This is a genomic window from Flavobacterium sp. DG2-3, from assembly GCF_030730925.1.
Taxonomy (GTDB): domain Bacteria; phylum Bacteroidota; class Bacteroidia; order Flavobacteriales; family Flavobacteriaceae; genus Flavobacterium.
The window spans coordinates 155,298-175,364 of the sequence record NZ_JAVAMB010000010.1; the positions used below are offsets into that span (position 1 = coordinate 155,298).

Below are 20,067 nucleotides of genomic sequence, written 5' to 3' on the forward strand. Positions count from 1 at the left end.
TTTAATGCTTAAATTTGCCTCAAAAAAATAAATCCGCTTTATTATGAATATTTATCAGGATTACATTCAAGAAATTGAAGAAAGAAAAAATCAAGGGTTACACCCAAAACCAATTGATGGAGCTGAGTTATTAAGCGAAATCATTGCCCAAATTAAAGATGTTGATAACGCACACCGCGAAGACTCTCTTAAGTTTTTTATTTACAATACTTTACCTGGTACGACAAGTGCTGCAGGTGAAAAAGCAAAATTTTTAAAAGAAATTATTTTAGGTGAATCTTTAGTAAAAGAGATTACTCCTGATTTTGCTTTTGAATTATTATCGCACATGAAAGGTGGGCCTTCAATCGAGGTTTTGCTAGATTTAGCTTTAGGTAATGATGTAGCTATTGCACAAGAAGCGGCGAAAGTACTTAAAACACAAGTTTTCCTTTATGATGCAGATACAGATCGTTTGAAGGAAGCATATAAAAATGGAAGTGTAATTGCTAAAGATATTTTAGAAAGCTATGCAAAAGCTGAATTCTTTACTAAGCTTCCAGAAGTTGCAGAAGAAATTAAAGTAGTGACTTTTATTGCTGGAGAAGGTGATATTTCTACAGATTTATTATCTCCAGGAAACCAAGCTCACTCACGTTCAGATCGTGAGCTTCACGGTAAATGTATGATCACGCCAGAAGCACAAGCAGAAATTCAAGCTTTACAGGCAAAACATCCAGACGCAAGCGTGATGTTAATTGCTGAAAAAGGTACAATGGGTGTTGGTTCTTCTAGAATGTCAGGTGTAAACAACGTGGCGCTTTGGACTGGTAAACAAGCAAGTAAATATGTTCCGTTTGTAAATATTGCTCCAATTGTTGGAGGTACAAATGGTATTTCTCCAATATTCCTTACAACGGTTGACGTTACAGGAGGTATTGGTGTTGACCTTAAAAACTGGGTTAAAAAAACGGACGCAGAAGGAAATGTTATTCGTAACGAAAATGACGAACCAATCCTTGAGCAAACGTATTCTGTTGCTACAGGAACAGTTCTTACAATTAATACAAAAACAAAAAAACTATACAACGGTGATCAAGAATTGATTGACATGTCTAAGTCATTCACTCCGCAAAAAATGGAATTCATTAAAGCTGGAGGATCTTACGCTATTGTATTTGGAAAAAAATTACAGACATTCGCAGCAAAAGTTTTAGATATTGAAGCTCCGCTAGTATTTGCTCCATCAAAAGAAATTTCTATTGAAGGACAAGGACTTACTGCGGTAGAGAAAATCTTCAATAAAAATGCTGTTGGTATCACTCCAGGAAAAGTTTTACATGCTGGTTCAGACGTTCGTGTAGAAGTAAACATTGTAGGTTCTCAAGATACTACAGGTTTAATGACTGCTCAAGAATTAGAGTCTATGGCAGCTACAGTAATTTCTCCAATTGTTGACGGTGCTTACCAGTCAGGATGTCACACAGCTTCTGTATGGGATAAAAAAGCGCAGGCTAATATTCCTAAATTGATGAAATTCATGAACAACTTTGGTTTGATCACGGCTCGTGACCCTAAAGGTGTTTACCACTCAATGACAGACGTTATCCATAAAGTACTTAATGATATTACTATCGACGAATGGGCAATCATTATTGGTGGTGACTCTCATACAAGAATGTCAAAAGGTGTTGCTTTTGGTGCTGACTCTGGAACTGTTGCACTTGCATTGGCTACTGGAGAAGCTTCTATGCCAATTCCAGAATCTGTAAAAGTAACTTTTAAAGGTGACATGAAAGGGTATATGGATTTCCGTGATGTGGTTCACGCTACACAAGCGCAAATGTTACATCAGTTTGGTGGAGAAAACGTATTCCAAGGTAGAATTATCGAGGTTCATATCGGAACTCTTACTGCTGACCAAGCGTTTACCTTTACAGACTGGACTGCAGAAATGAAAGCAAAAGCTTCTATCTGTATTTCTGAAGATGATACTTTGATCGAATCATTGGAAATTGCTAAAGGCAGAATCCAAATCATGATCGAAAAAGGAATGGATAACGAAAGACAAGTTCTTCAAGGATTAATCAATAAAGCAGACAAACGTATTGCTGAAATTAAATCTGCAGAAAAACCAGCTTTAACTCCAGACGCAAACGCTAAATATTATGCTGAAGTTGTAGTTGACTTAGATCAGATTGCTGAGCCAATGATTGCTGACCCAGACGTTAATAATATTGATGTTTCTAAAAGATATACTCACGATACTATTAGACCATTATCTTTCTACGGTGGAGTGAAAAAAGTAGATCTTGGATTTATCGGCTCTTGTATGGTTCACAAAGGAGATATGAAAATCCTTGCGCAAATGTTGAAAAACGTTGAAGCTCAAAATGGTAAAGTTCAATTTAATGCGCCGCTTGTAGTAGCGCCACCAACTTATAACATTGTTGATGAGCTTAAAGCTGAAGGTGATTGGGCAGTTTTACAAAAATACTCTGGTTTCGAATTTAATGATGATGCTCCAAAAGGTGCAGCACGTACAGAATACGAAAACATGCTTTACTTAGAGCGTCCAGGATGTAACCTTTGTATGGGTAACCAAGAAAAAGCAGCTAAAGGAGATACTGTAATGGCAACTTCTACGCGTCTTTTCCAAGGTAGAGTTGTAGAAGATACAGAAGGTAAAAAAGGAGAATCATTGCTTTCTTCTACGCCAGTTGTGGTTCTTTCTACAATTTTAGGTAGAACTCCAACTATGGAAGAATACACTGCTGCGGTAGATGGTATCAACTTAACTAAGTTCGCACCTTCTAACAAACAATTAGTTATGTAATCGATAGATTATTTAATAATATTTTCAAAGCCCGAGTCATAAAACTCGGGCTTTTTTAGTAATAATTACTCTATTTTTTGTAACTTGTCATGTTCAAAAAAGAATAATAAAAAACAAAAAATCTATGGCTTTTGATATCGAAATGATTAAAAAAGTGTACGAAAACATGCCTGCGCGAGTTGATAAAGCGCGTGAAATTGTTGGACGTCCACTTACTTTAACAGAGAAAATTTTATACAATCACCTTTGGGACGGAAATCCGACAAAGGCATTTGGAAGAGGAGTTGATTATGTTGATTTTGCGCCAGACCGCGTAGCTTGTCAAGATGCAACTGCACAAATGGCATTGTTACAGTTTATGCACGCTGGAAAATCTAAAGTGGCAGTTCCTACAACGGTTCACTGTGATCACTTGATTCAGGCAAAAGTAGATGCTGTAACCGATTTGGCTAGAGCAAAAACACAAAGCAATGAAGTTTTCGACTTCTTGTCTTCTGTTTCTAATAAATACGGAATCGGTTTCTGGAAACCGGGAGCTGGAATTATTCACCAAGTTGTACTTGAAAATTATGCTTTCCCAGGTGGAATGATGATTGGTACAGACTCTCATACTGTAAATGCAGGAGGTTTAGGAATGGTTGCAATTGGTGTTGGTGGAGCAGATGCTGTAGATGTTATGTCAGGAATGGCATGGGAGCTTAAATTTCCTAAACTTATCGGAGTTAAATTAACTGGAAAATTATCTGGATGGACAGCTCCAAAAGACGTTATTCTTAAAGTTGCGGGTATTTTGACTGTAAAAGGTGGTACTGGAGCAATTGTAGAATATTTTGGAGAAGGTGCTACGGCAATGTCTTGTACTGGTAAAGGAACTATTTGCAACATGGGAGCTGAAATTGGGGCTACAACTTCAACTTTTGGTTACGATGATTCAATGGGCCGTTACCTTCGTTCTACGAACAGAGCTGATGTGGCTGATGCTGCTGATAAAATTGCTTCTTATTTAACAGGAGATGCAGAGGTATACGCAAATCCGCACGAATATTTTGACCAAGTTATCGAAATTAATTTGTCTGAATTAGAGCCACATTTAAATGGGCCTTTTACACCAGATTTAGCTACTCCAATTTCTAAAATGAAAGAAGAAGCAATCAAAAACAATTGGCCATTACAAATTCAGGTTGGTCTAATTGGTTCTTGTACGAACTCTTCTTACGAAGATATTTCACGTGCAGCTTCATTGGCAAGACAAGTTGCTGATAAAAATTTAAAAACAAAATCACAGTTTACAATTACTCCAGGTTCTGAGGTGGTTCGTTCTACTATTGAAAGAGACGGATTTATTGATACTTTTCATAAAATCGGAGCAACTGTTTTTGCTAATGCCTGCGGACCATGTATTGGTATGTGGGATAGAGAAGGAGCAGAAAAAGAAGAAAGAAATACAATTGTTCACTCTTTTAACCGAAACTTCTCAAAACGTGCAGATGGTAATCCAAACACTTTAGCTTTTGTGGGTTCTCCAGAATTAGTAACCGCTTTAGCTATTGCAGGCGATTTGAGTTTTAATCCATTAACAGATACATTAATCAATGAAGATGGAGAAGAAGTAAGACTTGATGCTCCAACTGGAGACGAGCTTCCTTCTAAAGGTTTCTATGCTGAAGACCCAGGATTTCAAGCTCCGGCTGCTGATGGTTCAGGAGTTCAAGTTGTCGTAAATCCTACTTCAGAACGTTTGCAGCTATTGGCTCCTTTTAATGCTTGGGATGGTAAAAATATTGCAGGTGCTAAATTGCTAATCAAAGCATTTGGAAAATGTACTACAGACCACATTTCTATGGCTGGGCCTTGGTTGCGTTTCCGCGGACACTTAGATAATATTTCAAACAATATGCTGATTGGGGCTGTTAATGCTTACAACCAAAAAACAAACTCTGTTAAAAATCAATTAACAGGTGAATACGATGCTGTTCCTGCTGTAGCTCGTGCATACAAAGCAGCTGGAGTTCCGTCTATTGTAGTTGGAGATCATAACTACGGAGAAGGTTCTTCTCGTGAGCATGCTGCCATGGAACCACGTTTCTTAGGAGTTAAAGCGGTATTGGTAAAATCTTTTGCGCGTATCCATGAAACCAACCTTAAGAAACAAGGTCTTTTAGGATTAACATTTGCAAACGAAGCTGATTACGATAAAATTCAAGAAGATGACACTATCAATTTCTTAGATTTAACAGAATTTGCTCCAGGTAAGCCTTTAACATTAGAATTTGTTCACGCAGATGGTTCAAAAGATATTATCTTGGCAAACCATACATACAATGAAGGGCAGATTGGCTGGTTTGTTGCAGGTTCTGCATTAAACTTAATTGCTGCTGGAAAAGCTTAATATTTAGATTTTATATATTAGAAAGCCCTGTGAAAACAGGGCTTTTTGTTTTTGAAGAGTAATATATCTATGAGATTAGTTTTTGTTTGCTACATTATCTTGTGATAAAACTCTAATTCGGTAAGGTTTAGTAGTCTCAAATTCATCAAGTGCGACGCTGTATACTTTTGATGAAGGAGATGTGTAGTAATTTGTAAAATCATATCCTCCAATGATGTATAATTTATCATTAATAAAATGCATCGCAGTAGATTTTAGCTCAAGATCAATATAATATTCTTTAATTAATTTCGATTTTGTATTGTAAACGAATAGTTTTCCATCTTCAAACATATAAATAGTATCGTCATTGTATGTAACTGCGGGATTTTCAAGTCGACAAAGTAATGTTGCTTCGTGTTTCCAGCTTTCATTTGTTAAATCGAAACTCTGGATCTCAGAAAAACTTCTCTTGTCGGGATTGCCAATTATAAAAATCTTATCGCCAATTAAAACCCCTTGTACTTCTTGCGCTACTGGCATTTTTGCCAGCTCATACCATAAACCAGAAGTTAAATTGTATAAATGAACCTTGTCGGTAAAAGTTTTTACGCCCTTTACAGTCGATTTTATTGAGCCACCCATAACGATAATATTATCTTTATAAGTGAAAGAAGCAAAGCTTACGGCTTTATGTGGATTGGTTTTGTCAATTGCAAGGGTATTGTTGTTAAAGTCGAAAACTTCAATTTCGTTATCTAGAAATTCATGTTTTTTATTGCCGAGAGGTGCTTTTTTTCCTCCTAAAACATAAAGTGTATTATTGTAAAAATTGATATTATGATAAGCTCTCTTTTTAAATTTCTGATTTGATTTCTCCCATAAATCTGTTTTCGGATCATAAATTAACAGATCTTCCTTGTAGAAAGTTTTAGCTAAATCGCCTCCTATTTCTTGAAGGTATCTGTTTAAATAGGTAGGGTCGCTAAATCTAGTAGGGTCGCCACCAATATTTTTAGATTTTATGGCGGTTAAAACATTCCATTGCTCGCTATTATCACCTCCAATAACATAAATTTTGCCATTTGCTACTGCAGAACCAAAAGCATAAATGCCGTGATCTAAAGGCGAGAGTTTGGTGAAATCAAGTTTGGATTTTAATTTCGACCACCTATTGTCAATAATATTTACATTTTTTAAAGTTTCAATATCTTCTTCAAGAGAAACAATATAGTTTGATTTTATAAAATCTGTAACCGCAATTTTTGCTGTTATATAGCCAATATGAGAAACTTGAAGAGTGTCGTTTGGTTTTAATTTATTGTTTAATGAAAATTCTCCCTTCTTATTGGTTAATGTTCCAATTTGAGTGCGTACTGCGTAGATATTTGCATCTTCTACAGGTAAATTACTGTTTTGAGATTTAACAATTCCACTTATTGTTTGTGCGTTTGCAATTAAAGGCAGTAAAATGGCAATGAAAAGTAGTTTTTTCATAATAAAGAAATTTGGTTTTGGATTCAATTCTTTAATATTCAAAAAATGCCCGCATTAAAAGGCATTTTCTTGTATTAGCATTAATTTGCTTGCGCTACATTATTTTGTGATAAAATTCTAATGCGATTTGGTGCGGTCGTTTCAAATTCGTCAATAGAAATGCTGTACACTTTTGATGAAGGAATCTTCATAAAAGAGCCAAATGAATACCCTCCGATAATATACAATTTGTCATTTATAAAATGCATGGTAGCACCTCTCAGTTGAAGATCAACAAAGTATTCTTTAATTTGTTTTGATTTTGTATTGTAAATTGACAGCTTACCATCTTCCAAAATGAAAATATCATTAGCGCTGTAAGCAATTGCTGGGTTTTCTAGGTGCGAAATTAAAGTTGCTTCATTTTTCCAAGTTTCATTTGTTAAATCAAAGCTCTGAATCTCAGATAAGCTTTTGTTGTCTTTGCTTCCAATAGTAAAAATTTTATCGTCAATCAAAACTCCTTTTACTTCTTTGGCAACCGGCATTTTTTCTAACTCATACCATAAACCAGAAGTGATATTGTACATGTGCACTTTGTCGGTAAAAGTTTTTTGTCCTTTTTCAGTCTTTTTTATCGAACCGCCCATAACAATGATGTTGTCTTTATAGACAAAAGAAGCAAAGTCTGCAGCTGTATGAGGATTGGTTTTGTCAATGGTAATCTTGTTTTTAGTAAAGTCAAAAACTTCAATTTCGTTTTCTAAATATTCAAATCTTTGGTTTGTAGCTACTCTTTTTCCTCCTAAAACATAAAGTGTATTGTTGTAATAATTTATATTATGATAAGCTCTTCTCTTGAATTTTATATCTGATTTCTTCCAAACATCTGTTTTAGGGTCGTAAATAAGCAAATCTTCTCTGTAAAACTTTTTAGACACTTGCATCTGAAGTAAGTCTCGATATTTTTTTTCGAAGTTAGGATCATTGTCAGAGCTTATGCTTCTTTCTTTTAAAATGTTTAATACATTCTCTTCTTCGCTGATGTCTCCACCTGTGATATAAATTTTGCCATTTATTACTGTTGAACCAAAAGAATACAGAACATTATTTAAAGATTCAAGTTTAGTAAAATCAAGTTTAGATTTTAATTTCGCGTGATGTTTTGTTATCTCTACATTATTAAGGGTTTCGATATCTTCCTGCAGTGAAATGATAAAATTTGATTTTTTAAAATCGGAAATTGCCATTTTTGTCGAAATGTAGCCAATATGCGATACCTGAAGTGTGTCGCTTGCTTTTGCTTTATTTAATGAAAATTCTCCTCTATCATTTGTTATGGTTCCAATTTTACCTTGTAAGGCATATATGTTTGCATCTTCGATTGGTAAATTTGTAGTTTGAGATTTAACGATCCCGTTTATTGTTTGTGCATTTGCTATAAAAGGCAGTAAAATGACGATGTAGAGTAGTTTTTTCACAATGTTTAGGGTTTGGTTCTGGTTAAATTAGTATAAAAATACATCTTTTTAGTTAAAAAACTGCATTTCAAAAAGTTGGCACAATTTCTATGCCTAGGCTGTTAATTTGAGGTAAAATAATTGTTAAAAATTATGGTTTTTATTGTTTTAAGCGTTAAATTCGCCTTTGAGGTAATATATTTGTAATTTTTAAGTTTAATTATGTAACTAAACTTAATAAAAGCAGGATTTAAGAACTTAAAAGGTAAATATGGTTTACAGGTTAATAATAGTATTGTTTTTTATCAGTGTTGGAGCTTTTGCGCAAGATAATTTTATTAAGCACAAAATCTCGCAAGGAGAAAATCTTTCTGTTATTGCTAAAAAATATGGAGTTAAAGTGAAAGAGATTGCAGATGCGAATCCGAATGCTCCTAAAATATTAAAACTAAATTCGACACTTTTAATTCCGAATAAAAATAAAACTGTAAAGTCAAAAACTAAAAACGTTGAAGTTGCAGTAAATAATACCTCTCCTAATACTTCTGGAACTCACGAAGTAGCCTCTAAAGAAACACTTTGGGGAATTTCTAAAAAATACAATATCTCTGTTGATGATTTAAAGAAAGCCAATCCGCTTTTGGAGACAGAAGGTTTAAAAATAGGACAACAGATCATCATTCCTTCTAATATAGCTGTAGCAGCTGAAAAACCCGTAGAAAGTACGGCAGAGGTAGTTTCGACAGATGTAGAACTTTATAGAGAAGTTAAAGCTAAAGAAACAAAATACGGCATTTCTAAAGAATATGGAATTACAGTTGCAGAATTGGAACGCCAGAATCCATCGATTAAAGGAAAAGTGCCAGTTGGATATCTTCTGAAAATTAAAGTTCCAAAAGAAAAAGCAGATGCAATTCAAGCATTAAAAGCTTCTCAAGAATCTACTGAAAATAATACAATTGCTTCTTCAACTCCAGTTTCAAATCCAACAGTGGAAGCGGTATCAGAAATAAAAAGAGATTCTACATTGGTTCGAACGGGGAATCACTCCGAATTAATTGACCAGCTTATTGCAAATGCTACAGAAAATATCGGAGTTCGCTATAGATCTGGAGGAACTACAAAAGCAGGTTTTGATTGTTCGGGTTTAATGATTTGCACCTTTAATAATTTTGATATTAAATTGCCGAGAAGCTCGATTGAACAATCGCGCGTAGGAACAAAAGTAAGTACAGATGAAGCTCAAAAAGGCGATTTAATTTTCTTTAGAACCAATGGAAGACGCCATATCAACCATGTTGGGATGATTGTTGAAGTTGCAGAAGGCGAAATTAAATTCGTACACTCATCAACACACGGCGGAGTAATTATCTCTTCTACAAAAGAGCCTTACTACACAAGAGCATTTTCTCAGGTAAACCGCGTTTTAAATTAAGCATGCAGAAAAGCATTTTGCAATATTTCTAATCTAAAAGGTTTATTCCAAAAGTCAGATACGTACTTATTCTCTTTTACTTTCTTAATTTCGTCGATATCGAGAGTCGATGAAAGCACAAAAATTTCTATATTTTCTTTTACATCTTCTGGCAGTTTGTCAAACTCTTCTAAGAATTCAAACCCATTCATAATAGGCATCTGAATGTCTAAAAGAATAATTAATGGATTTTGGTTCTGATTTTTCAAGATCCAATTCATTCCTTCTTTTCCATTATTAGCGATATAAGCAGGATTGATGTCAAGTCCTTTTTTAAGAAGCTTTTTAGTTACAAATTGATCAATCAAATTGTCTTCTATAATTATAAATTGAGATCTATACGGCATAAGAATTAGGTATTGTTACTATAAATTTACTTCCAACACTGCTTTCAGAAAAAACAAAAATATCTCCTCTTATATTTTCGACAGCTTCTTTTACAATATAAAGGCCTAAGCCAGAACCTTTGTTTTTATTTGTTCCAAAATACATATCAAAAATATTAGCTTTATGATCGTCGTGAATTCCGATTCCATTATCTGTTACTTCTATTTTATTCAGACCTTCGCTAAAATAGGTTTTAATCGTGATAAACATTTCCTGTTTATTGCAATCTGCATATTTTATAGCGTTTGAAAGCAGGTTGTTGATAATGATTTTTAATCGTAATCCATCGCTTTCAATCTGATCAACCAAAAGTTCTTGTGTAAATTTAATTCTGTCTGCATTTTCAATATGCATTAATTGCAAAATAGCTTCATTGCACAATTCTTTCAAACTTACTGGCTCTATGATGACTTGTTTTCTCTTGTTTTTAGAATAGTCAATAATATCACTAATAAACTGGTCTTGTCTTTCCAGGCTGTGGTGCATCATTTGCAAATAATTTCGAACTTGCTGAGCATCGTCTTCCAATGCTGTTATTTCGATTAGACCTTTCAGCGAAGTAATTGGCGACCGCAAATCATGTGAAGCGCTATAAACAAACCGATCTAATTCACGATTGACCAGAATAAGATTTTCATTTTTAACTTCAGTCTCTTTTTTCGAAACCAATAGTCTTTTAACCATTATAGAATAATAAAAACAGACACTTAAGATTATGATCAGGATAAAAAAGATGTTTGTAATAATTAGTAAATCTTTTATTTTTCGGGTTCCTTCTCCTAATGTGTTTGAAAAATTACGTTCATTAACAGTTAATCGATCACTTATTGAGCTTATTTGTTTTAAGAATTTTTTCTGATCTGCTGCGGTTAACAAATTATGTTCGATTTTTGCATTGATCTGATGGCCAATAACAAACAAATTAAAAATAAGTTTGTCTCCTTGTCCCCATTCTTCTATAGCTTTAGATAAAAAGCTTACATTTTTGAAATTTTCAAATAGCCAGATAATATCGTCTAAATCATCTTCGTCATTTCTGCCAATAAGAAACCCTTTTCTTGCAACTTCATTATCTCCAGCCTTTAAAAGTGTGATCCTTGCAATGCCATCACCCTGTGGAACTTTTAATTCTTCAAGAAACAAATTCCATTGTATGGTATTCTTGGTAAATAAATAAGTGATTAAATGTCTTGATGCATCTTTTTGTCCTTTCGAATAATGTGATTCTCCATTTACATAAGCTCTGTTGGCAGATAAGATTTTAATAGTAAAAAAATTGATGCAGATTAACAACGCACATGAAACAAAAACTATTAAAATGAGGATAAAAACATTGGGAAAACGAAAGTTTTTTAAAGCTTGCAATCTAGACATAATCTTAAAATTAGTAGGTTAATAATAAACTGTCTTTTGCGTGTTTTTTAGCAATTATGAATAAACAATATGGGAATTAATTCATTATTAAACATTAAACACTTGTTAATATATTTTGCTATTTAAAAATGCCTTTAAAATGATTCTCTCAAATATAATAAAATTTATCTTATAGATTTCGCAAAAAAAATAATATTCAAACAAAAATATTTTTATTTCAAGTTTGTTTGTTTAACTATTTGTTGTTTAGTTTGTTGTGATTTGATTGGAAGGCTTTTTTTGCTTTTGATAAAATTTTTAAGCAAGCAAAAGAACAATTTTGGAGAGGAAAAAAGAATTAAAAGAAACAATAAATTAAAAAATGACGAGCTCTCTTTTGTTTAATGATTGGAATGTATTCTTAATGAATAATTTAATTAAAACTTAGCGTAAATAATCAACCGTCTAAATGCATAAATAGATGGAACTAAAGGAAAATAAGCATTTATTCTTTTCTTAAATTCGGTAGTAAGTGCTGTAAATTCTTCTTCTTTTAATCTTTCTTGGTAAACAGTTAAAGCAGAGCCAGAAATGAATTCGAAAAAATCATCTTTTTGATTCGAAATTAAAGGATAAACTTTTTCATAGAGAACCAAATCTTGACCGCCATTTTCGAATAGAATTTTAGCATATTCATCTAAAGTTAACACAGGCGACGGACGTGTCCAATTTTTAAGATGCGATGCAAAAGGTTCTTCTTGCACCAATTGCAAAAGTATCTTATTAAGGATGTTTTCGTTTTGCTGAGGCATCTGAACTGCCAACTGCCCACCCGGATTTATGCGTGAAATAATTTTCGGAAAAAGTTCGCCGTGATTGTCAATCCATTGCAGTGCAGCGTTCGAAAAAATTAAGTCCCATTTGGTTTCATCACCGATTTGTTCTAAAATGGTTCTTTCTTTAAACTCAAGATTTTCTTGTTTTGGAGCTTTTGATAGCATTTCTGCAGAATTATCAATCCCAAGAACAAATGCATTCGTAAGCTTTTGAGACAGCTTTTTAGTAAGTTCCCCGGTTCCGCATCCGAGATCTATAACTTTCAGATTGGGTTTGTCAATAATATGACTTGTAAGATCATCAAAAGGTTTAGAACGCTCTTCTTTAAATTCGTTGTATTTTTTAGGATCCCAAGTCATAATATTGTTTTTATTTAAAAATAAGCAAAATTTCTATCGCTTCAAAACCAATGGTAGCGGTTGTCCCATTTGTTTAAAAGTTCCCGTGATAGTTTGGTCTTTTCCGAGAACACCTTCATATTCAATTTGTAAGTTGGAAACAGTAAATTTGAGTGCCGAATTTTCGAAGCTAACTGTCGTTACAGGAATTCCAAACGCTTTTTGGTCAACACTATCAAGTGTCGCGCTCAAACCATTATCTGTTTTTGTGATATGCAAAACGAGATTAAGTTCGGCACCTGGAACTTTAAGTACGCCTTTCCAGTCACCTGTGGCATCTTGAGCAAAAGTATTTAAAGAAGCAAAAAAGAATAATAGCAACAAAGTAACTTTTTTCATGTGTTTTAGAATTAAATTAAAGACTTAGATAAAGTTAGGAATTTTATTATAATTCATGCCAAAAATGTCCACATCCATTTTTGCATTCCGTATTTCTTCTTTCGGTATCCGTAATTTTAAAAATCCAAAGTAAGGAGGTTATCACTTTTTTATTTTCATCTTCTGGCAGAGAAGCCAATTTATTAAAAGCAATTTTGGTGGGAAAACTTTTTAAGATTACAATTGGCGTATAAGTTGATTTTAGCGGAATAGTATTTATCGCTCTTTGATAAGCTTCGGTATTATAATCTGTTTTGTTAGGAATCGAATTAATAATATAGTTATGTAGAGTCGTAAAAAGCTCTTTGAAGTTATAATTGTCTTCTAACAAAAGATGTAAGCCAAGATGAAAATCTATTTTATCTTGAGCAATTTTGTTGATTAATAATTCCTGTTGATTCATAAATGAAAGATAAAGATACTATTTCAATACGATATTAAAAAATTATCGACGTCTTGGAGCACTTCGAGTATGTGGACTTACGTAGGTTCCATCTTTTCGAGTATAACCTTTTACGTGTACAGATCCTCCTGAAGTACTTGATTGATTATTTGTATAATTGGTTTTAGTATAATTGGAATTTGATTTAGAGGTTGAACTCATAAGAGTATTGCTGTAAACAGGATTTAAAGCCCATCCTTTATATTTTTTCCATTTAACTTTTCGATATTTATTATCGCTAGTATTGATATATGCTCCATATCCTTTTGGAATTGTAGCAATTATTTCTTTTGAATCTTTAGAGCCGTATATATTGGTGTCTTCATCAATATTTACAAAATAATAATTTGAAGAACATGAGTTTAATGTGATTAAGAGTAAAGTAAGGAGAAAATTTTTCATAGTAATTTGTTTTTTGTGATTAATTAAGAAAAAATACTAATAAGAACAAAGAATAGGATTATAACCCCGAAAGTGATGACTATAAACATGCATCCAAAATTTAAGGTTTGAAGAAAACAGCCCTCATTGGTTTTATTATTATATTGTTTAGATTTTAAAGGATAAGCACACTGTGGACATGTATCAGCTTTATCAGAAATTTTGGTTTTGCAATCTGGACAGTTTATAAGTGGCATATGATTTAGAATTAGAAGTTTTATTGAACTCAAAAGTAAAGTCTTCAAGAAGTTGAATTTTATGGAAAACCGTAATCGCACTTATTAATTTTAGAATTTCCTGCTGAAAAAAATCTCTTTTTTAAGGATTTATAGAAATTATAATTTGAAGATTAAGATTTCAGAAAAAAGTATATCTTTAGCCAACCTAAACCAATAAAAATGCAAGAAAACGACCAAGAACATTTTAAAAGAGAACTCGGGCTCTTAGACGGAACCATGCTTGTGGTTGGCTCTATGATCGGATCCGGGATATTTATTGTAAGTGCAGATATTGCCCGACAAGTAGGGTCGGCAGGATGGCTTACATTGATCTGGCTTTTGTCTGGATTTATTACTGTTGTCGCAGCCGTTAGTTATGGCGAGTTGAGCGCAATGTTTCCTAAAGCTGGAGGACAATATGTTTACCTAAAAGAAGCCTACAACAAACTGATTGCCTTTTTGTACGGCTGGAGTTTTTTTGCGGTTATTCAGACTGGAACAATTGCGGCTGTAGGAGTGGCTTTTTCTAAATTTGCGGCTTATTTATATGAGCCGTTAAGTGACGAAAACATTCTTTACGAGTTAGGCGCTTTTAAACTAAATGCAGCTCAATTGGTTTCGATCCTTACGATTATCATACTGACTTTTATCAACAGTCGCGGTGTCAAAAACGGGAAAATTCTGCAGACCGTTTTAACTATAATCAAAATTTTATCGCTCCTCGGATTAGTCATTTTTGGATTAGCGCTTGCCGCGAAAGCTTCTATTTGGGATGCAAACTGGGCAGACGGATGGAGCACAAGAACATTTGACAAAGAAAGTGGTTCATGGCTGCCTATTAGTGGTACGGCCTTGATTTCTGGAATTTCGGCAGCTATGGTTGGTTCATTATTTTCGAGTGATGCTTGGAATGGTGTGACTTTTATTGCAGGTGAAATTAAAAATCCGAAACGAAATGTAGGTCTTAGTTTGTTTCTGGGAACTTTTATCGTGACTTGTATTTATGTTTTGACAAACTTGATGTATTTGGCTGTAATTCCGTTTGACGAAATGGCAACAGCAAAGTTTGATCGTGTTGCAGTAGTTGCTTCCGATTATATTTTCGGAAATATTGGAGCATTGATTATTGCAATTATGATTATGATTTCGACTTTTGCCTGCAACAACGGGCTAATTATGGCGGGTGCAAGAGTATATTATACGATGGCAAAAGACGGTTTGTTTTTCAAAAAAGCAGCTGTTTTAAATAGTTCGAGTGTTCCTGCATGGGCACTTTGGGCACAGTGTATTTGGGCTTCGGCTTTATGTCTGACAGGAAAATATGGCGATTTGCTGGACTTCGTAATTATAATTGTATTGATTTTCTACATCCTGACTATCTACGGAATTTTTATTCTAAGAAAAAAGATGCCAGATGCAGAAAGACCTTATAAAGCATTTGGTTATCCATTTTTGCCAATGGTGTATATTATTGTAGCATCAGCGATTTGTATTTCGTTATTAATTACAAAATTCTCAACTTGCGGGTGGGGAGTATTAATTATGTTAACTGGAATTCCAGTTTATTATTTAACAAAACCTAGCGAATAATATTTTTGGTTTAGACTGAAAAGCTATTTCATAAAAAAAGCATCTTGTTCTCTCAAGATGCTTTTTTTATGCTTCGTAGTTTAACGATCAGATAAATCATTAATAATTCTTTCTTCTGTAGGTCTTAGAAAAAGAAGATAAATGAGGATAAGTATTCCGAAGATTATAAATTCTGGCTTTACAAATAAGATCAAAAAAGCGGCACCTTCTAGAACCGCCCATCGCATAATCGAAGCAGCTTGGTAAACAGGCAGTTTATCTTCGAGTTTTAATTTCGGATCTATCTGTTTTAATTGTGCTTTAAATAATATACTGCTTAAAACAAAAGCCAGAACTGGAATGGCAAGATATAGTATTGAATTTGAATCGATAACAGGAATATTCAGTTTTTCTAAAGAAAGATCTCCCATAATGTAATAAGCGATAATGGCTCCTGCACAAATGGCAAGATGGATAATTTGTAAAGTTTTGATTTTTTCGGTCATGATTGGGTGTGATTTGAGGTTGATAATATGCAAGTTAAGGTTAATTCTTTTTAAATGAATATTTTACTGTTTAGATTTTATTCAAGTGCATATTCTTCCAACAAAAAAAAGACACTAAAATTAGTGTCTTTTAAATGTAAATAATCGCTGTAAACTCGGGTTATAATACAACCGGTTCATCAACAGATTTTATAGTTGAATTAATAATAGACAAAGTAAGCGGATCGGTTTCTCCAGAGAAGAATGCATCTAGAATTTCCTGAAATACCGGATTTGCATTTTCTACCAAAGAAAACAAAGTCATGCAAGAGCGTAATTTTCGAGCATCTAAATCTCCAAAAATCCCGTCAGCCGATTTCATTTTAAAGGTTAATAATAATTCTGAAATTTCAATTAAATGTTTTCCTAAGATAGGATGTTCCAAGTAATCAGTAGCTTCTTTTAAATCATTAATGGCATAAAGATTTGCAGTATCGCTTTTTCCTAAGCCTTTTATTTGCGGAAAAATAAACCACATCCAATGTGTTTCTTTTTTCCCTTTGCTGATTTCAGAAAGAGCAGTAAGATAAAGTTTGTTCTGTGCGTCTAAGAAACGCGCTAAATCATTGTTCGAATAAGCCATTACGGTATTGTATTTAAAAAAAGGTTGCAAAAATAGTAAAAAAGATAGGTTTTGCCTAATAAAACGTTCATACAGTGCATGTTTTAACTTTTAGAGCAAGTAATATCTTACGTCTGTTTTTATAAAAAATGCTTCTTTTGGAGTTTCAATTCTATAAAAATCAAAGATTTCGATTGGTTCTTCTAAAGGTAAGATTGATCCTCGGCAAAACATCTCGAGCAGTTTTTGGAACTTGATGTTGCCAAAAACTATTAGTTGTTCCTGCCATTAATAAAAAAGATCCATGATGCAGCGGAATTTCGATTTGCGGAATTTCTTTGCTGTATTTATGACGAAGTCTGAACATTCTAGTTTCTCCAAAAGTTACAGAAGCAATAATCGGATTTGGTCCTGTATTATGCTCTTTGTCGCTATGCCAGCCCACGCCATCATTTCCGTCTCGATATAAATTAAGCAGAACGGTATTAAAATCAAGTTGCGTTTCTTTTTCGACACGGCCTCTTATTTTTAATAATTCATAAGTCCAATCTGGTCCTTTGGGGTCTGCTCCAACATTATCTTTGTCTTCGTACCAAGCTATCATTCTAGGAACGGTATAGGTTTTATCATAAATCTCCATTTGATGTTCTCTCCATTTGGTTTTGCGGAGTATTCTTTCATAAAAACTGTCAGACTCTTCTTTGGAGAAGAAATTATCAATTAAAATCAATTCAGAATCTGGGATGTCAAATATTTTTTTTCCTCCCAAACCTGTTGTAAACAATTCGGTGTCGTTAAATAATGTCATGATTCTATTTATTTTTTGTCAATTTCAATCCAAACAGGCGCGTGATCACTCGTTTTTTCCCAACCGCGCACATGACGGTCAACTCCGCCCGAACGCAACATTTTAGCAATTTGCGGACTCAATAAAAAATGATCAATTCGAAGTCCGGCATCTCGCTGATAAGCATTTCTGAAATAATCCCAAAACGTATAAATCTTTTCATTAGGATACAATGTCCGAATCGCATCTGTCCATCCCTGAGCAACAATGGCTGCAAAAGCCTTTCTGACTTCTGGTAAAAAAAGCGCGTCTTTTACCCATTTTTCAGGTTTATAAACATCTAATTCTGTCGGCATAACATTGTAATCGCCAACCAATATCACGGGAACTTTTAAATTCAATAACGTTTCAGCCCGATGCGCCAGACGATCAAACCATTTCATTTTGTATTCTAATTTTGGCCCCGGAGCTGGATTTCCATTTGGGAGGTACAGACAAGCAATTACAATTCCGTCAATCAAAGCTTCTGCATAACGGCTTTGTACATCGTCTTCATCTCCAGGAAGTATGCGGGTTATTTCTTCAATTTCCATATTTCGAGCTAAGATTGCAACGCCGTTCCATTGTTTTTGCCCGTGCCAAATAGCATTGTATCCTGCGTCGTTAATGGCTTTTATTGGAAATTTGTCCTGTGGCGCTTTTAATTCCTGCAGGCACACAATATCAGGTTTGGTTTCTTCGAGCCATCGCAATAAAACATTCAGCCTTCCATTGACTCCGTTTACGTTATATGTCGCTATTTTCATAGTAGATTTAATTAGTTGTCTTAAACGCTCCGCACAGATTTTAAACACATAGAAACAGAGTTTTTTGAAGCTTAAAAAAGGCGTTTCACTTATTTAAATTCACATAGCTCGGACTATGTGTTAGAAACGAGTTTCTTTTGGCTAATCTCTAATCGTAATCAAAATCTATGTTTCTATGTGTTAAAATGTTCTATGATTAAATTTACAGCTTTTTCAAATTTTAAATCTTATATAATTTCTTATTTACTTTAAAAAGTGCTTGTTAAAGAATACTTTACCTGGATATTTTTCGGCGAAAGCAAAAATTAACTGCTCGATATATTGATTGCTTTTGTAAAGTGTAACATAACTTTTTACATCTTCGGGATCATTAATCGCTACATCTCTCGGGATATAGCCCATTCCGTGAAAACGGCCATTTTCAATCCAAATACAGCTTCTCTCGTCTGCAGATCGTCCTTTGTCTATGATTGCAAAAGTGGGTCTGTTATTTATTAAAAAATCAATTGCATTGTCTACTTGTTCATTATGAAGTATTGGGTCTGGTAATTCTTTTATTTCATGGTTATAGAAAAATTCACCTTCTTCAGGTCTTGAATATTTACAAAAACGATGATCGATTTGAAATTGCTCTGCCAAATTTCGCAAAAGATGAATACCAGTGTGCTGGTTATTAAATTCATGAATGCAAGTCTGAAATTTGCTCATTTTCCCAATTGCGAGATATTTGTAGCCATTTCGAGCTTCGTATTGATAAATGCCAAATTTGCCTTCAAAACGTTTTAAAGCTCTGTTGTAAGTCGGCCAAAGTTTTTTGATTTCGGTGCATTCTAAAAGAAGTGCCATGAGTTCTGTAGCACAGATTTCGAAGGAAATTCCGTGAATATCTCTTAAAAAATGCTGCCGTTGAGGTTTGATATTATTTCCTGTAAAATGCGATGTAACGCGTTTTTTTAGATTAATGGCCTTACCCACATAAATCACTTTTTTTGCCTGATTATAAAAATAATAAACTCCAGGTTTTTCGGGCAATTCATTAAAATCTTCAGGAGGAAGGTTAGGAGGCAAACGCTGATCTTGAGCTGTTTTCTTGATCATTTTATCAATTTCTCCAGCATCGTCCCATTCTAATAAAAGAGAAAATAAAAGAGCGGTAGCATCAGCATCTCCGCCAGCACGGTGCCTGTTTTCTAAAGATATATTTAAAGAATTGCAAAGATTTCCTAAGCTATAGGAGCCTAATCCGGGTTTTATTTTTCGGGCGGCGCGCACAGTACAGAGTTTTCTCGCTGTCCACTTAAATCCCGCTTGTTCCAGCTGATGACGGACAAACGAATAATCGAAATTGACATTGTGCGCAACAAAAACACGATCAGTCAGCATTTCGAGCACTTTTTCTGAAATATCATCAAAGATCGGTGCATGAGCCACCATTTCGTTATTAATTCCCGTCAATCCAAAAATAGCAGGAGGAATGTCCTGTTCAGGATTAACAAGTGTTTCGTAACGATCCAGCACATTTATACCATCATGAATAATAATGGCAATTTCTGTAATACGGCTTCCACTGGCATTACCGCCTGTGGTTTCAATATCGACTATGGCATATTCTTGCTTCTTCATTTGTATATAACGTAAAATGTTCTATTTCTGTTATTTAATTTTTTATAAAGCTTTTTTAATCTCGCAAAGTCGCAGAGTCGCAAAGTTTTTTTCTCTTTAAGTCTTAAAAATAAAACTTTGCGCCTTCG

The 20,067-nt window shown here is 34.0% G+C and carries 17 protein-coding genes; 4 read left to right on the plus strand and 13 right to left on the minus strand.

Going from position 1 to position 20,067, the window contains the following annotated elements; all coding sequences use genetic code 11:
• The first annotated feature begins 43 nt into the window (after positions 1-43).
• Positions 44-2,815, plus strand: a complete 2,772-nt coding sequence (locus tag Q9Q97_RS15370; RefSeq protein ID WP_306158627.1) for a bifunctional aconitate hydratase 2/2-methylisocitrate dehydratase — start codon at positions 44-46, stop codon at positions 2,813-2,815.
• A gap of 124 nt (positions 2,816-2,939) precedes the next feature.
• On the plus strand, positions 2,940-5,204 hold the full coding sequence (locus Q9Q97_RS15375; protein ID WP_306158628.1) for an aconitate hydratase: 2,265 nt from the start codon (positions 2,940-2,942) through the stop codon (positions 5,202-5,204).
• Between the two features lie 75 nt (positions 5,205-5,279).
• On the opposite strand, the gene Q9Q97_RS15380 is transcribed toward Q9Q97_RS15375, so the two are convergent.
• Positions 5,280-6,680 carry a carboxypeptidase-like regulatory domain-containing protein gene (locus Q9Q97_RS15380; RefSeq protein ID WP_306158630.1) on the minus strand — a complete coding sequence of 467 codons (1,401 nt, stop codon included), beginning with the start codon at positions 6,678-6,680 and terminating at the stop codon, positions 5,280-5,282.
• 80 nt (positions 6,681-6,760) lie between these two features.
• On the minus strand, positions 6,761-8,140 hold the full coding sequence (locus Q9Q97_RS15385) for a carboxypeptidase-like regulatory domain-containing protein (RefSeq protein WP_306158631.1): 1,380 nt from the start codon (positions 8,138-8,140) through the stop codon (positions 6,761-6,763).
• 250 nt (positions 8,141-8,390) lie between these two features.
• Between Q9Q97_RS15385 and Q9Q97_RS15390 the strand changes: the two genes are divergently transcribed.
• Complete coding sequence (locus Q9Q97_RS15390; protein WP_306158633.1) at positions 8,391-9,554, plus strand: C40 family peptidase; 1,164 nt, start codon at positions 8,391-8,393, stop codon at positions 9,552-9,554.
• Here the strand turns inward: Q9Q97_RS15390 and Q9Q97_RS15395 are convergent.
• From Q9Q97_RS15395 to Q9Q97_RS15420, 6 genes are all read right to left on the minus strand, one after another.
• Positions 9,551-9,940 (minus strand): response regulator, encoded by a 390-nt coding sequence (locus Q9Q97_RS15395; protein ID WP_306158636.1) that lies wholly within the window; start codon positions 9,938-9,940, stop codon positions 9,551-9,553. The genes Q9Q97_RS15390 and Q9Q97_RS15395 overlap by 4 nt on opposite strands.
• Positions 9,930-11,354, minus strand: coding sequence for a HAMP domain-containing sensor histidine kinase (locus Q9Q97_RS15400; protein WP_306158638.1), 1,425 nt, complete (start codon positions 11,352-11,354; stop codon positions 9,930-9,932). The genes Q9Q97_RS15395 and Q9Q97_RS15400 overlap by 11 nt, the downstream gene beginning before the upstream one ends.
• 416 nt (positions 11,355-11,770) lie before the next feature.
• On the minus strand, positions 11,771-12,529 hold the full coding sequence (locus Q9Q97_RS15405; protein WP_306158640.1) for a methyltransferase domain-containing protein: 759 nt from the start codon (positions 12,527-12,529) through the stop codon (positions 11,771-11,773).
• 33 nt (positions 12,530-12,562) lie between these two features.
• Complete coding sequence (locus Q9Q97_RS15410; protein ID WP_306158642.1) at positions 12,563-12,907, minus strand: hypothetical protein; 345 nt, start codon at positions 12,905-12,907, stop codon at positions 12,563-12,565.
• 46 nt (positions 12,908-12,953) lie between these two features.
• Positions 12,954-13,349, minus strand: coding sequence for a DUF5958 family protein (locus Q9Q97_RS15415; protein ID WP_306158643.1), 396 nt, complete (start codon positions 13,347-13,349; stop codon positions 12,954-12,956).
• 42 nt (positions 13,350-13,391) lie between these two features.
• Positions 13,392-13,790, minus strand: a complete 399-nt coding sequence (locus Q9Q97_RS15420; protein WP_306158645.1) for a hypothetical protein — start codon at positions 13,788-13,790, stop codon at positions 13,392-13,394.
• A gap of 437 nt (positions 13,791-14,227) precedes the next feature.
• Between Q9Q97_RS15420 and Q9Q97_RS15425 the strand changes: the two genes are divergently transcribed.
• Positions 14,228-15,637 (plus strand): APC family permease, encoded by a 1,410-nt coding sequence (locus tag Q9Q97_RS15425; RefSeq protein ID WP_306158647.1) that lies wholly within the window; start codon positions 14,228-14,230, stop codon positions 15,635-15,637.
• A gap of 80 nt (positions 15,638-15,717) precedes the next feature.
• Here Q9Q97_RS15425 and Q9Q97_RS15430 read toward each other — a convergent pair whose 3' ends face one another.
• From Q9Q97_RS15430 to Q9Q97_RS15450, 5 genes are all read right to left on the minus strand, one after another.
• Positions 15,718-16,122, minus strand: a complete 405-nt coding sequence (locus Q9Q97_RS15430) for an MFS transporter (protein WP_306158649.1) — start codon at positions 16,120-16,122, stop codon at positions 15,718-15,720.
• Positions 16,123-16,282: 160 nt separating this feature from the next.
• Complete coding sequence (locus Q9Q97_RS15435; protein ID WP_306158651.1) at positions 16,283-16,744, minus strand: DUF1810 domain-containing protein; 462 nt, start codon at positions 16,742-16,744, stop codon at positions 16,283-16,285.
• A gap of 160 nt (positions 16,745-16,904) precedes the next feature.
• Positions 16,905-17,531 carry an alpha-ketoglutarate-dependent dioxygenase AlkB gene (locus Q9Q97_RS15440; protein ID WP_306158653.1) on the minus strand — a complete coding sequence of 209 codons (627 nt, stop codon included), beginning with the start codon at positions 17,529-17,531 and terminating at the stop codon, positions 16,905-16,907.
• 8 nt (positions 17,532-17,539) lie between these two features.
• Positions 17,540-18,316, minus strand: coding sequence for an exodeoxyribonuclease III (xth, locus tag Q9Q97_RS15445; protein WP_306158655.1), 777 nt, complete (start codon positions 18,314-18,316; stop codon positions 17,540-17,542).
• A gap of 243 nt (positions 18,317-18,559) precedes the next feature.
• Positions 18,560-19,939, minus strand: a complete 1,380-nt coding sequence (locus Q9Q97_RS15450) for an exonuclease domain-containing protein (protein ID WP_306158657.1) — start codon at positions 19,937-19,939, stop codon at positions 18,560-18,562.
• Positions 19,940-20,067: the final 128 nt, after the last annotated feature.

What these genes read in the sequence shown, in the direction of transcription:
- Q9Q97_RS15370 (WP_306158627.1), top strand. Translation starts at nt 44, where the DNA reads ATGAATATTTATCAGGATTACATTCAAGAAATTGAAGAAAGAAAAAAT.
- Q9Q97_RS15375 (WP_306158628.1), top strand. Translation starts at nt 2,940, where the DNA reads ATGGCTTTTGATATCGAAATGATTAAAAAAGTGTACGAAAACATGCCT.
- Q9Q97_RS15380 (WP_306158630.1), bottom strand. Translation starts at nt 6,680, where the DNA reads ATGAAAAAACTACTTTTCATTGCCATTTTACTGCCTTTAATTGCAAAC.
- Q9Q97_RS15390 (WP_306158633.1), top strand. Translation starts at nt 8,391, where the DNA reads ATGGTTTACAGGTTAATAATAGTATTGTTTTTTATCAGTGTTGGAGCT.
- Q9Q97_RS15395 (WP_306158636.1), bottom strand. Translation starts at nt 9,940, where the DNA reads ATGCCGTATAGATCTCAATTTATAATTATAGAAGACAATTTGATTGAT.
- Q9Q97_RS15400 (WP_306158638.1), bottom strand. Translation starts at nt 11,354, where the DNA reads ATGTCTAGATTGCAAGCTTTAAAAAACTTTCGTTTTCCCAATGTTTTT.
- Q9Q97_RS15405 (WP_306158640.1), bottom strand. Translation starts at nt 12,529, where the DNA reads ATGACTTGGGATCCTAAAAAATACAACGAATTTAAAGAAGAGCGTTCT.
- Q9Q97_RS15410 (WP_306158642.1), bottom strand. Translation starts at nt 12,907, where the DNA reads ATGAAAAAAGTTACTTTGTTGCTATTATTCTTTTTTGCTTCTTTAAAT.
- Q9Q97_RS15415 (WP_306158643.1), bottom strand. Translation starts at nt 13,349, where the DNA reads ATGAATCAACAGGAATTATTAATCAACAAAATTGCTCAAGATAAAATA.
- Q9Q97_RS15420 (WP_306158645.1), bottom strand. Translation starts at nt 13,790, where the DNA reads ATGAAAAATTTTCTCCTTACTTTACTCTTAATCACATTAAACTCATGT.
- Q9Q97_RS15425 (WP_306158647.1), top strand. Translation starts at nt 14,228, where the DNA reads ATGCAAGAAAACGACCAAGAACATTTTAAAAGAGAACTCGGGCTCTTA.
- Q9Q97_RS15430 (WP_306158649.1), bottom strand. Translation starts at nt 16,122, where the DNA reads ATGACCGAAAAAATCAAAACTTTACAAATTATCCATCTTGCCATTTGT.
- Q9Q97_RS15435 (WP_306158651.1), bottom strand. Translation starts at nt 16,744, where the DNA reads ATGGCTTATTCGAACAATGATTTAGCGCGTTTCTTAGACGCACAGAAC.
- Q9Q97_RS15440 (WP_306158653.1), bottom strand. Translation starts at nt 17,531, where the DNA reads ATGACATTATTTAACGACACCGAATTGTTTACAACAGGTTTGGGAGGA.
- xth (WP_306158655.1), bottom strand. Translation starts at nt 18,316, where the DNA reads ATGAAAATAGCGACATATAACGTAAACGGAGTCAATGGAAGGCTGAAT.
- Q9Q97_RS15450 (WP_306158657.1), bottom strand. Translation starts at nt 19,939, where the DNA reads ATGAAGAAGCAAGAATATGCCATAGTCGATATTGAAACCACAGGCGGT.